This is a genomic window from Pseudomonas sp. SST3 (genome assembly GCF_003325755.1).
Genome location: NZ_QORI02000001.1, coordinates 33,205 through 46,049 on the forward strand (window position 1 = coordinate 33,205; position 12,845 = coordinate 46,049).

General features: G+C 58.4%; 10 protein-coding genes and 2 pseudogenes. 6 read left to right on the top strand and 6 right to left on the bottom strand.

The genetic code is table 11. The features are described from left to right. Nucleotides 1-176: 176 nt before the first annotated feature. The 6 genes and pseudogenes from DQ405_RS00175 to DQ405_RS00200 form a co-directional block, all read right to left on the bottom strand. Nucleotides 177-980 carry a cytochrome c oxidase assembly protein gene (locus DQ405_RS00175; RefSeq protein WP_342030387.1) on the bottom strand — a complete coding sequence of 268 codons (804 nt, stop codon included), beginning with the start codon at nucleotides 978-980 and terminating at the stop codon, nucleotides 177-179. A gap of 19 nt (nucleotides 981-999) precedes the next feature. Further along, nucleotides 1,000-1,476: a DUF2243 domain-containing protein gene (locus tag DQ405_RS00180; protein WP_206678888.1), complete on the bottom strand. Its 477-nt coding sequence runs from the start codon at nucleotides 1,474-1,476 to the stop codon at nucleotides 1,000-1,002. Nucleotides 1,477-1,564: 88 nt separating this feature from the next. Then, complete coding sequence (locus DQ405_RS00185; RefSeq protein WP_206678889.1) at nucleotides 1,565-2,443, bottom strand: OBAP family protein; 879 nt, start codon at nucleotides 2,441-2,443, stop codon at nucleotides 1,565-1,567. 24 nt (nucleotides 2,444-2,467) lie between these two features. Continuing rightward, nucleotides 2,468-3,850, bottom strand: coding sequence for an MBL fold metallo-hydrolase (locus DQ405_RS00190; protein WP_168422374.1), 1,383 nt, complete (start codon nucleotides 3,848-3,850; stop codon nucleotides 2,468-2,470). A gap of 68 nt (nucleotides 3,851-3,918) precedes the next feature. Continuing rightward, nucleotides 3,919-5,273 (bottom strand): annotated as a pseudogene (locus DQ405_RS00195) (ATP-binding protein). Then, nucleotides 5,270-5,965 (bottom strand): response regulator, encoded by a 696-nt coding sequence (locus DQ405_RS00200; RefSeq protein WP_168422375.1) that lies wholly within the window; start codon nucleotides 5,963-5,965, stop codon nucleotides 5,270-5,272. Before DQ405_RS00200 ends, DQ405_RS00195 begins: the two are co-directional and overlap by 4 nt. A gap of 193 nt (nucleotides 5,966-6,158) precedes the next feature. Between DQ405_RS00200 and dsbD the strand changes: the two genes are divergently transcribed. The 6 genes and pseudogenes from dsbD (at nucleotide 6,159) to DQ405_RS00230 (ending at nucleotide 12,712) form a co-directional block, all read left to right on the top strand. Further along, nucleotides 6,159-7,904 (top strand): protein-disulfide reductase DsbD, encoded by a 1,746-nt coding sequence (gene dsbD / locus DQ405_RS00205; RefSeq protein ID WP_168422376.1) that lies wholly within the window; start codon nucleotides 6,159-6,161, stop codon nucleotides 7,902-7,904. Beyond that, a complete protein-coding gene (locus DQ405_RS00210) occupies nucleotides 7,904-8,719 on the top strand; it encodes a TlpA disulfide reductase family protein (RefSeq protein ID WP_168422377.1) in 816 nt (271 codons plus the stop codon). The genes dsbD and DQ405_RS00210 overlap by 1 nt, the downstream gene beginning before the upstream one ends. Next, on the top strand, nucleotides 8,716-9,492 hold the full coding sequence (gene dsbG / locus DQ405_RS00215; RefSeq protein WP_168422378.1) for a thiol:disulfide interchange protein DsbG: 777 nt from the start codon (nucleotides 8,716-8,718) through the stop codon (nucleotides 9,490-9,492). Before DQ405_RS00210 ends, dsbG begins: the two co-directional genes overlap by 4 nt. Nucleotides 9,493-9,548: 56 nt before the next feature. Further along, nucleotides 9,549-10,196 (top strand): c-type cytochrome, encoded by a 648-nt coding sequence (locus DQ405_RS00220; protein ID WP_168422379.1) that lies wholly within the window; start codon nucleotides 9,549-9,551, stop codon nucleotides 10,194-10,196. Further along, nucleotides 10,193-11,110: a c-type cytochrome gene (locus DQ405_RS00225; RefSeq protein WP_168422380.1), complete on the top strand. Its 918-nt coding sequence runs from the start codon at nucleotides 10,193-10,195 to the stop codon at nucleotides 11,108-11,110. The genes DQ405_RS00220 and DQ405_RS00225 overlap by 4 nt, the downstream gene beginning before the upstream one ends. A gap of 172 nt (nucleotides 11,111-11,282) precedes the next feature. After that, nucleotides 11,283-12,712, top strand: a pseudogene (locus DQ405_RS00230) (IS1182 family transposase). Nucleotides 12,713-12,845: the final 133 nt, after the last annotated feature.

Sequence of the window (12,845 nt, forward strand, 5' to 3'; positions counted from 1 at the left end):
GCTCTGCCGGTAATAGCGGAGATGCAGAATGATAGAGCCGACCGCAACATAGCAGAATCAGAGCCGGCATTGAGGAGTGGTGCCCCACGCCTGGGAGAGGAGACTCACGTCGAATCTCCGATTTGAACCCGATCGTTTCTTACCGCTATATCGGATCTGCTTGCTGCTACTGCTCTTTAGTACAAGCCCTGCCTTCGATCGGCGAACGCCACTGGAAGAATGTTCCGACGGCGAAACCACATCGCAAAGAACGCGATTATCAGCAACAGCTCAGCAAGATCACCGCCGTAATACATCCATTGTGCAGCCGCTTGGAGTTCGCTTAGATCCGCCATGGCGCCGCGTGGATAGCCGTAGCCGTACATAAGCTTACCTAGATTTGCGTGCGCTGCTGTCGCAAGAAATACCACCGTTAGCCTCATAGTCATACCGGCTCGGTGCGGAGCGGGGTCGGGGCCGGCGATTGACCACGTGAAAAGATAACCTGAGATCACAAAATGCAAGTGCAAGAGAACATAAACGAGCGGGTCCGTCATGCTTAAGACATACAGAGGCGTCAGGTAAAGAACATACATACCACCTATGTCGAGTAAGGCTGCCGTTATAGGGTGTATCAAGAAGCGGATTGGACGCGTTGCGAGAAACGCCACAATACGGCGCGCGATAGTAACGGGAATATTTCGAAGCAAAAGCGTACCAGGGGCACCGAGAACTAGCGCGAGCGGACCGAACATACCGAGAAGCAAATGCTGGACCATATGACCGCTAAGATCCCGGTGAGCCCAATCAGAGAGCGGGGGTGATATCGCGGCAATGATCAGCAGAATTCCGACAGCGAAGCTGGCGGTTCGCCAGCCGCTCCACGTTGATCTTCTGAGCTCCCGGCCCGCAACGACCAAATAAATGATGAGTAAGACAGACGGTAGAACTACCAACAGCACAACGAGCGCGGCGGAGCCACCCATGCTGACGTTATGCACTCCGTGATCCACCAGGCACCTATTTGCTGAGTTGCGCAGTGATATGGTGCCGTGCTCTGCGGAGGAGTACGAAACCGATCACAAGCAAAAGAACCCCAAAACCGTTCCATGCCAAGTCATACGGTAAAAGGTTATCGACGTAGCGGACTTGATGCAGGCCAAGCAGCTTATGATCAACGATTCCGTCAAAGAGCTGGAAGATACCCAGCCCGAAAAAAAAACCTGCCCAAGCATGGGTTCGCGCGAGTGAATGACGGGCACGCAGATCGGAAAACATGAAAAAACCTAGCACGAAAAAAATTAGCTCTGCCGAATGCAGTAGACCGTCGGAAACCAAGCCAAGTGCTGGAGTAGATAGGTCGTAAAAGTGGTGCCAAGCCAATATTTGGTGGAACACAATCTCGTCTATCGCAGCCATAACGCCAACACCGAGCAGTATCGTTGCCAGCATTGAGCGACGCGTGTCTAAGGTGGGCCTCGATTCGGAAGCAGCCATAGTCATCACCTGTTATTGGTTTGAGCAATCGCTCCTAATGATCCCGTGTTGTCACTTGTAAGCTGCGAACTCAAACTGCGCGCCCCCTCTATCTGGAAACCGGTTCCGATTGCGCCGGAGACTGACTTGCGGCTTGTTTATCAACAACACCGGGGATGGGCCGGGTTGGCTCTTCAAATTGGCCCTTGAGCGCATCAACACCGTCCTGGGGCTTGGCCAGTGGTACAAGATCCTGTCTGGCCTTACGACGTTCCTCAGTATTGATATCCATACGTTTGTCTCGGCTTTCCACCAATCCCTCTTTGGCCTCACCAATCCGATTAAACGACCACGCCAACCTCGGCTCTCCTAATGGCAGCGACTCACCTGGTTTGCCTTGGGTAGCGTCCCAGGTATGCCAGGTTTTGCCGTAGCTATTCATCTTGCTCTTCATCAGTGCGTGATCAGCCTGCTCCGGCAAACCGGGCGCAACCAACTGTCCGGACAAAATTTCGCCATTGTGCGGATGCCAGTACTGCTTTTCGGCGGTCGGCAACTGCTCAAACAGGCGCTCGGAGATGATGTACTCGATACCGTTGAGGTTAGCGTCTCGAGTATTGCCATCAAACAATGCGCATTGGGCAAGATCTTCATTGACCTGATTACAAAAATGGTGCGCTTCCATTTGGTGAGATGGGTCATCTTTCATGGGATGAAAGCCGACCAAATAGACGTTCATGGGATCCAGAGGCGAATCCGTTTGGAGCATGGCTGCTCCTGCCTCCAAAACATTGGTTTTGGTAGATTCTGCTCTTCCAGCGGGTTCAGTTGACGAGCTGACCGTGCCGAAACCGGTACAGCCCGAGACTACCGCCATGGTTGCGATGCAGAAAATTTTCCTGTTCTGCTGAACTAAATATTTTCCGCAAGCGGGCAGACGCTGATAGGTTGTTTTCAGCGAAAAAGTTTCTGGCTGCATGTTTTTCATCCTCTTTTCTTGTTGCTTGGTTTGTTATGCCACAGGCAAGTCTGCTGCCCTCCAGGCAGCCCATGAGCCAGGCACATTGACTACTTTTTTAAAACCGTTCTTTTTCAAAATGCTCGCCGCGATCGATGCTCGGTATCCAGAACCGCAATACGTTGCGATAGTTTTATCCCGGTCCAGGTTGCCAAGGGCTGTGTCTATATGAGCGACGAACGCATGATGGGCATTGGGGATATGGCCTGCCTCGTATTCAGCAGGACTGCGCACATCAAGCAACATCACATCCGAATCGTTTCGTTTGCGATCGAGCTCATGAACCGACCATTCACCAATGGACTCTAGGGGTAGCGCCGCGTTCTGCCAGTCCGTCATGCCATTACGCAAATAGCCCTTAATATCGTCCAGGCCTATCCGGTAGAGTTGGGTGACAGCCTCATGAACATCGTCAGCCGACTCGCCCACCAGCAGGATCGGGCGAGTGCCATCGAGCATCCAGCCAGCCCAGTTCACGAATTCGTTACGCAACGCAATGTTGATCGCCCCGGGCACATGCCCGCCACCAAATGCGAGGATCGAGCGGAGGTCTACGACCTGCACGTCTTGCGCGGCAAGTGCCTTGAAGCCGGACGGCGCGAGGGGTGGCGGAATCGAAGGTCCTTCCATCTGTACGGCGGGACGCACGTTCAGTTTTTTCAGGCGCGCATAGTGACGGGGTGGCTCCGGCATGTCGGCCAGCAGCCAATCGATGAATTCCTCTTCGCTGCGCTGCTCGCACAAGGCTGGGTTGAAGAGACGCTCGTTGCCGATCGTGGAGTGGCGTCGGTCGCCGATGGACTTGCCGCAGGCCGAGCCGGCGCCGTGGCAGGGGTAAATTTCCGTCCGGTCGCCAAGCGGCAGGTAATGATCGAACAAGGTGCGGTATAGCTCGCCTGCCAGCTTTCGCTCGCTGCCTTCGCCAAGCAGATCGGGCCGCCCTACGTCCAGATTGAATAGGGTGTCGCCAGTAAATAGCGCGAATGGCTGGTTTCCCTGCTGGGCGTCAAACAGCTGCAGGGAAATGTGCTCAGGCGTATGTCCCGGCGAATGCATGACCTGCAGCCTCACCTGCCCGAGCTCTATCGTCTCTCCATCGCTGGCCTGACGAAGGTCGAACTGATAGCTATCCGAGCGGCCACCGATGATCTGCGCCCCGGTGCGCTTCGCTAATGTTTGGGCACCTGAAACGAAGTCCGCATGGATATGTGTTTCGATGGCATAGGCGATTCGCAAACCCCGCGCTTTCGCCATTCGCAGGTAGACGTCGATATCGCGACGGGGATCGATGACCGCAGCCACGGCAGCTTTGCTGTCGCCAACCAGATAGGAAATCTGCGCCAGGCCGTCCGTATAAACAGGCTCGAAAACAAGCATCGTCACCTCCGATGATAGTTAACAGGATTGTTCAGTTAACTATTCGGACGGTGTGGATGGCCGGACGTTCAGGCTATCGACTTTTCATCTTCAGATTGATCGGTGAGTTGCAGGCTGACAACCAACTCGACGACGAGGCCATCCGCTTGCACGAAACGCAGATCGCAGCCACAGCGCTCAGCGATCGCCTTGACGATGGACAGGCCCAGCCCACTGCCTTCACCGTCGTCACTCCGCCAGAAGCGTTCTGTCAGGCGCTCGACCAGTTCCGGTGCGACGCCCGGTCCGTGGTCCTGCACGCTGAAGCGAACCCTGCTTTCGTCTAACTGTGTGAGCGTCAAGTGAATGACAGTGCCATCACGGGTATGGCGGCGGGCGTTGTCGAGCAGGTTGCGCAATGCTGCGACTGCCAAAGCCGGCGGTATCGCCAGAGGACAGAGCGAAACGTCTTGCGCCCCGCACAGTTCGATGCGCGGCCCAGGCTGCTGACTGGCGTCAGCGATCGCCAGCCGCGCGACTTCGATGGCCGCGCAACGGAGGCCGTCATCAAAGGACACGCGACCTTCCACCCGTGCCAGCATGAGTAACTGCTCCAGGATCCGGTGCAGACGATCCGTGCCGATCTCGGCCTGGGCCAATGCCCGTTTCGCGGTGTCGCCCTCGGTCATGGCCGCCACCTGCAGGTGGTCTTGATGGCGGTCAATGGGCTGCGCAGTTCATGGGCGGCGTCATCGGTCAGCCGACGTTCACGTTCGAGCATTTGCGCGATTCGGGCAAACAGCTGGTTCTGTGTTTCGACCAGGGGCGTCAGTTCTCGCGGCAACCGATCGATGTGCAACGGCTCCACTGAATCGGCGCTGCGTTGCGCCAGGGCCGTGCGGATTCGTCTGAGGGGCGCAAGCCCGTTGCCAATTCCGATCCACAACACGATCAGGCTGCCTAGCAACGCGACGAAAACCGGCAGCGCCGCAGCCAGAAGGACAGAACGCTGCAGCGTGGTGCGCTCGTCGAGGCGATCGGCGGTGGTGATGCGCATGCCGTTTTGGATGAAAGTAAAGCTACGCCAGGCGGTATCGCCAATCAGTTGGTTATGAAAGCCGGTGCGCTGGGCATCGAGAGCGCGATCGGGCGCTGCATGGCTACGCGCGAGGATCTCACCCCGTAAGGAGCTGACCTGGCACGCCAGCCCGTTCTCGATACCCAGCTGCTCTGCGCTCAGACGCCTAATGCCGCCTTCGCTCAGTTGCGGCTGTGGCAATTGCACGAGCAGACCCGCCACCATTCGGGCCGACGCGGCAAGGCGCTGATCGAAGGACTGCATCAATTGATTGCGAACGTCAAAGAGCATCCATGCAGCGGCGAGCGCCCAGAGCAACACGAAGGCGGAGCCAAGAGTGAGGGTCAGGCGAAGGCGCAAGCTCATTGGTCGGGTGCCCCGGTGGGGTCTGGCGCATGGCCGGCAGGCCCCAGGCGATAACCAAGCCCTCTGACGGTTTCGACGATGCCATTACCGAGCTTGCGCCTCAGATGGTGGATGTGGACATTCAGGGCGTTGCTTTCGACGTCATCAGCAAGACCGTAAATCGCGTCCTTGAGCTGCTCGGCCGATAGCACGTGGCTGGGGTTTTGTAGCAGCGCCTGCAGCAGTGCCTGTTCGCGGCGCGACAGGTCGACGGGTTCGCCTGCCATGAACGCCGTGCAGGCGGCTGGGTTGTAGCTCAGCGGACCGTGCTCGATAACTTGCGTTGCCCGGCCGGCAGCACGGCGCAGCAGGGCATGCAGGCGGGCGGCGAGTTCACGCAGGTCGAAGGGTTTGACGAGGTAGTCGTCAGCGCCTGCCTGAAGCCCGGAGACACGCTCGGCCACTGCATCCCGGGCGGTCAGAATGAGTACTGGCAGCTCGAGGCCCCGACGGCGCAGGCGCTGGAGAAAGCGCAGCCCGTCTTCGTCTGGCAAGCCCAGATCGAGAATCATCAGGTCAAACCTGGCGGTGCGCAGCAGCGAGTCGGCCCGTCCGGCCGTAGCGGCATGGGCCACGCTGAAGCCCTGGGCTTCGAGCCCAGCGACGATGCCACTGGCGATGAGTGCGTTGTCTTCTGTCAGCAGTACGTACATGGGTGGGATCGCTAGATATACAGCGGTCAGTATGATCCGCCTGGATTAACGGCGCGTTAGCAGATGGTACGCCGAGCTGATCATGCCTAAACGCTTCACCGCCTTACTAATTGTGTCCGGACACGCCTTGTTAATCGCCTCTTAATCCCGAACCGCCAAGCTCGCCTCCGAATCGGGTAATCGGATGTGGTGCATGCGAGCGATCATTATCTTTTTGGCCTGTTGCCTCTGGGTCATGCAACTGGCGAACGCTTCGCCGTTCACGCTTGATCCAAAGCAGGAGGACTTCCTGCCTGTGGACCAGGCATTCACGCTGCATATCGAAAGGCCCGACGCTGGCGGCACCGTGCTTCGATGGGACATTGCCCCCGGCTATTACCTGTACAAGGAGCGGCTGAGATTCGTAGGGCTGCCATCGGCGAGCGAGCCCGTGTTACCGCCGGGCGAGCCTTACCATGACGAGTATTTTGGTGACTCGCGAATCTATCGCGACAGTCTGGAAGTTGAGATCCCAGATGGAGATGTTTCGACGCTCGAACTCGGCTGGCAAGGCTGTGCCGATGCCGGGCTGTGCTATCCACCGCAAACTCGCACGGTAGAACTGACAGGTAGCAGCTCTCCTCCGCCCGCGCCTGTTCAGGCTGACGATCAAGCCTTGGTGAGTGGTTTGCAGCAGCAGTCGCTCGGCTGGAGCCTGCTGATCTTCTTCGGACTGGGCCTGCTGCTTGCCTTTGCACCCTGTTCGCTGCCGATGTTGCCAATTCTGGCGGGCATTGTGGTGGGCAGCCAGGCCGGTCCTCGCCGCGGCATGGCGTTGGCTGGATCCTATGTCGTCAGCATGGCGTTGGTCTATGCCGCCCTTGGTGTGGTGGCGGCGCTGCTTGGCGCGAATCTGCAGGGATGGCTGATGCAGCCTTGGCTGATCGCGAGCTTCGCTGGGCTTTTCGTGCTGCTGTCCTTGCCCATGTTCGGATTCTTCGAGCTGCAACTGCCGGCGGGCCTGCGCGATCGGCTGGAACAGGCCGGACGCAAGCGTAAGGGGGGCAGCCTCGCGGGGGCCAGTGCGTTGGGCGTTCTGTCCGGGCTGCTTGTAGGACCTTGCATGACCGCACCACTGGCCGCGGCGCTGCTGTACATCGCGCAAAGCGGTAACGCCGTGAACGGTGGCCTCGTACTGTTTGCGCTGGGATTAGGGATCGGTACGCCGCTGGTGTTGCTGGTGACAGCGGGCAATCGCTTCCTGCCCAAGCCTGGGCCATGGATGGACCGCGTCAAGGTTTCGTTCGGTTTCCTGTTTCTGGTCGCGGCCCTTTATGTACTCCGTCCGCTGTTGTCTGACTCCTTGTGGGTGGGGCTGTGGGGTGCGCTGCTGGTGGTGGGCGCCAGTGGATTGCTGCAACTGTCGCGTCAATTGGTGCGGCATCAGGCGTTCAGCCGGTCAGTCGCGGCGCTAGCCGGGGTATGGGGCGTAGCGCTGCTGCTGGGGGCGGCAGGCGGCGCGCAGGATGTCATGCGACCGCTCGGTGTGTTCACAGGCGGCGTTGCGTCCGTTCAAGGTATAGAGCCTGCACACGGATTTGTCGGTTTCAGCGAGCCGGCTGTTCTCGATCGTGAACTGGCTGCCGCCAAAGCCGCCGGCCAGTGGGTATTGGTGGACTATTACGCGGACTGGTGCGTGTCCTGCAAGGTCATGGAAAAGGAAGTGTTTGGCGACGCGCAGGTGCAAGCCGCGCTTACCGGCGTGCGGATTCTTCGCCCGGATGTGACGCAAACCAATTCCGCCAGCCGTGAGTTGCTGAGCCGCTATCAGGTCATGGGGCCGCCGACGCTGCTCTTTATCGGCCCGGATGGGATCGAGCGGCGCCCGCAGCGCATCACCGGCGAGGTCGACGCGATCCAATTTCTAAGCAGATGGAACGAAACAATGGAGCGAGGCTGATGCTTACGATCAACGTGGGGCCCTTGGCACTCGCCGTTCCGCATGTGCTGATGGTGGTGAGCCTGTTTCTGGCGATGCTCACCGGCTGGTGGGTCGGGCGGCGCAGCGAGCGGAATCCGGAGCAGCAGCTGTTCAGGCTACTGCTGGTGGCGCTAGTGGTCGCCCGGCTGGCCTTCGTACTGATGTATGTCGAGCATTTCAGAGAAGAGCCCTGGCGCGTGATCGACATACGTGACGGCGGCTTTATTGCCTGGCCGGGCCTGCTGGTGGCCGTACTGCTGGGCACTTGGCTCGCTTGGCGCGATGGCGGGCTACGCAGACCACTTGGCGCTGCGGTGATGGTAGGTATGCTCAGTTGGGGATTTGGGATATTCGCATTGCATGCCTTCGAGCAGGGCACGCGACTGCCCGAGATGGGGTTGCGGGACTCCCATGGCAAGCCGGCCGCCTTGCAGGATTACGTCGGCAAGCCGCTTGTGGTCAACCTGTGGGCCACTTGGTGCCCTCCCTGCAGGCGGGAAATGCCGGTCCTTGCCAAGGCGCAGCAAGACAACACCGAGGTGAATTTCCTGTTCGTCAACCAGGGTGAGGGCGAGCGATTGATCGCCGACTTCCTTGAAGCCGAAGGGCTCAGCTTGGAAAACGTCCTGCTCGACACCGGCGGTCGCCTCGGCCAGCACGTAGGTTCTGCAGCTCTGCCCACCACGCTTTTCTATGACGCCGAGGGACGCCAGGTTGGCAGTCATCTCGGTGAGCTTTCTCATGCCAGTCTGGCGCGCGCTCTTGAGCAACTTGAGGTAAAAAACCAGCCATGAAATCCGTACGATCGCTTTCCTTTTTTATTTCTACGCTGGCCTTGCTACCGGCGCCCCTGGTGCTGGCAGAGGCTCTGCCTCCTGCGGTTCAGGCCATTGAAGCGCGTGGGGCCAAAGTAGTCGGCAGCTTCGACGCACCGGGCGGATTGAAGGGCTATGCGGCGCGTTATAACGGACAGGGTATCGCGCTGTACCTGACACCGGACGGTGATCATGTCTTGATCGGCAGCCTGCTGGATGCTAACGGGGAAGACCTGACCAAGGCCCCACTTGAAAAACTAGTGTACGAGCCGATGAGCAACGAGATGTGGCAGCGACTGGAAAGCAGCACCTGGATTGCTGACGGCGCGGCAGACGCACCGCGAACCATCTACATGTTTTCCGACCCGAACTGCCCGTTCTGCAACATGTTCTGGAAACAGGCGCGGCCCTGGATTGAAGCCGGCGACGTTCAGCTTCGTCACGTCATGGTTGGCATGCTGCGTCCGGATAGTGCCGGTAAAGCCGCCGCATTGCTGGCGGCAAAGGATCCCGAAGAGGCCCTCAATGCACACGAAGCAGCGGGCAAGGCGAGCAAGCTCAAACCGATCGAGCGCATATCGCCAACGGTGAATGAGCAGCTAGAGGCGAACCTCACCCTGATGGGTGAAATGGGCGCCTCGGCTACGCCAGCGATTTATTACCTGGACGATGACGGACGGCTGCAGCAACATCAGGGCGCACCTCGGCCCGATGCGTTGAATGGCGTCATGGGGCCGTTGTCAAAGCGCTAGATCGGCAAAGGTCCGCCAGCACCGATGCTGCTTAAAATAATAATGATGGAGGCTACATGAACGTCCCCCTCTTGCCCTTGGCTGGGCTCTTCCTTGCGGTTTCCGTGCCCGCGCAAGCTGCGGATGCGACTGCGGTCTACAGCAAAGGCGGGGCCAACCCCGCCGCCATGGCGTGTGCTACCTGTCACGGAGCCGAGGGTGAAGGGATGGCCGCTGCGGGCTTCCCCCGCCTTGCGGGCCTGTCAGCCGAGTACATGCGTAAGCAGCTGGCTGATTTCGCGTCCGGTGCACGCGCCAACCCAATCATGCAGCCCATTGCCGCAGCCTTGAGCCGCGAGGAAGCCGAAGCCGTCTCCACGATGCTGGCTGACAAGCCGCAACCACGAGTCGAGCGAATCGACCGCACCGCTTTGGCCGATGGTCCTGGCGAGACACTTGCATTGCGCGGTGCGTGGGATCGCAATATTCCAGAATGTGTCGCCTGCCACGGTCCCAGCGGAACAGGTGTAGGCGACGCCTTCCCACCACTGGCCGGGCAATCCGCGCAATATCTGGCCTCGCAGCTGACTGCCTGGCGTCAGGGGACCCGCAAAAATGATCCAAACGATTTGATGGGGCACATTGCACGTAGCCTGACAGAGGACGAGGTCAAGGCCGTATCGGTGTATTTCGCAGGTCTGACCGACACAGGAGCAGCCAAATGAAGCCCCATACAAGCGCACTGCTGTTGATTGCATTTGCCTTCCCTGTCTTGGCGGACGATATCGCGATGGAAGATCAGTCGCAGATCCTAACCGGGGCCGGGGATCCGGCCAGCAGCAAGTACTTCCAGCCGCCAAAAGAAAGCGAACTGCCTGACAACGCGTACGGGCAACTGGTACAGCAAGGACGGGCCATATTCGTCGATACCAAGACGCATGCGCCCGACTATGTTGGCAACGGCCTGGCCTGTGCGAACTGTCACCTCGAACAAGGCCGGAAAGCCAACTCCGCACCGCTCTGGGCCGCCTATACAATGTATCCGGCGTACCGAAAGAAGAACGACAAGGTGAACAGCTATGCCGAGCGCCTCCAGGGCTGCTTCCAGTTCAGTATGAACGGCAAGGCCCCCGAGGCCGATGGCCCGGTGATAGCCGCGCTTTCAGCCTATTCCTACTGGCTTGCGACCGGAGCACCGACCGGACAAGAGCTGCCAGGCCGGGCCTATCCTGAAGTTCCGCAACCCGAGGGCGGATATGACCTGGCGAAGGGAGAACAGGTTTACGACGCACAGTGCGCCGTCTGTCATGGTTCAAATGGTGAGGGGCAGAAGTCGGGTGACACTTACGTGTTCCCACCGCTCTGGGGGGCGGACTCGTTCAACTGGGGTGCGGGCATGCATCGGATAAACACGGCCGCGGCGTTCATCAAGGAAAACATGCCATTGGGCAAAGGCGGTACTCTGTCAGACGAGGATGCCTGGAACGTGGCTGCATTTATGAACAGCCACGAGCGACCGCAGGACCCGCGCCTGATCGACGGCTCGGTCGAGAAAACTCGTGATAAGTACCATGCCAATGACGGTGTGAACCTTTACGGCGAAACCGTTAATGGCAAGATACTAGGGAAGGGAATCTGACCAGCAAGCAGGCGCTGGGGTCCCCACATGCGGCTGGCGGACAATCTGTCCGAACTGATGGGTTGAGGAGGCCCGCTCCTTACCTGACAGTCCGCTTTTGGCCCAGAGTGTGTAAAAACGCTCGGGCAAACACTTGCTATGATTTCTGAGCCTGTCATCGCAAGGGAAGCCCATGAAACGGTTTATCCAGGGTGAACACCGAGGTCAAAGCACCTTACTTCCTGAAAGCCTCGACGATTACGTCAGCGATACCAATCCCGTACGCGTGGTCGATGTCTTCGTCGACGAACTTGACCTAGCCACGCTGGGTTTTGATGGTGTCATTCCAGCCGAAACCGGCAGGCCGGCATACCACCCTGCGACCCTTCTGAAGATCTATATCTACGGCTACTTGAACCGCATCCAGTCGAGCCGCCGTCTTGAGCGAGAAGCTCAGCGCAACGTTGAACTGATGTGGCTGACCGGGCGCTTGATGCCCGATTTCAAGACCATCGCCAACTTCCGAAAAGACAACAGCAAAGCCATTCGCGGCGTCTGCCGCCAGTTCGTTTTGCTCTGCCAACAGCTGGGGCTATTCGGAGAAAACCTGGTTGCATCGATGGCAGTAAATTCAAAGCAGTTAACAACCGCGACCGCAATTTCACCAGCGCAAAGCTGAAGCGCCGAATGGAAGAAATCGAGACAAGCATCAACCGTTACCTGACCTCCCTTGATGCGGCTGATCGGCAAGTATCAACTGCCTCTGAGCCTGACGCTGTGCGCTTGGAGGAGAAAATCGAGAAGCTTAAAAGTCAGATGAAAGAGCTTCAGGTGATTGAGTCTCAGCTCAACGAATCGCCTGACAAACAGGTCTCGCTGACTGATCCAGACGCCCGCTCGATGATGACGCGCGGCAATGGAATCGTTGGCTACAACGTACAGACGGCGGTCGACACCCATCACCATTTGATCGTTGCCCATGAGGTCACGAACGTCGGATCTGACCGCGACCAACTCAGCTCGATGGCGAAACAGGCTAGGGAGGCCATGGCTTTGGAAACGCTGGCGGTAGTGGCTGATCGAGGTTACTTCAAGAGTGAAGAAATCCTGGCCTGTCACGACGCAAACATCACCGCCTACGTTCCAAAGCCAATGACTTCAAGCGCCAAGGCTGATGGTCGATTCAACAGAGATGCCTTCGTTTATGACGCAAGGAAAAACGAATACATCTGCCCGGCGGGAGAGGCCCTGATATGGCGCTTCTCCAGCGTTGAGAAAGGCATGAATATGCACTGTTACTGGAGTTCAAATTGCCAGAGTTGCGCACTGAAAACTCAGTGCACGCCAAGCAAAAATCGTCGAGTAAAACGCTGGGAACATGAAGCTGTGCTGGAGGAAATGCAGCGCCGTCTGAACCAAGCGCCAGAGATGATGCGGGTTCGTAAACGGACTGTTGAGCATCCCTTCGGGACGCTCAAACAATGGATGGGTTCGACGCATTTCTTGACTCGTAGGCTCGTCGGAGTCAGCGCGGAGATGAGCCTGAATGTGCTCGCCTACAATATGAAGCGGGTTATGAAAATCATCGGCACCGAAGGCTTGTTGAAGGCGATGGCGGCGTAAAAAGCCCGCTTTTCGGGGCTCCAGGAGACGCTAAAGCGCTTCATAAACGCTCTGGAGCGTTACCGGTGCTGATCGTGGTAAATGCTTAGGCAATCGCCTCGTCCACCATCGCTGGGCTACGGCACCCAAGCTG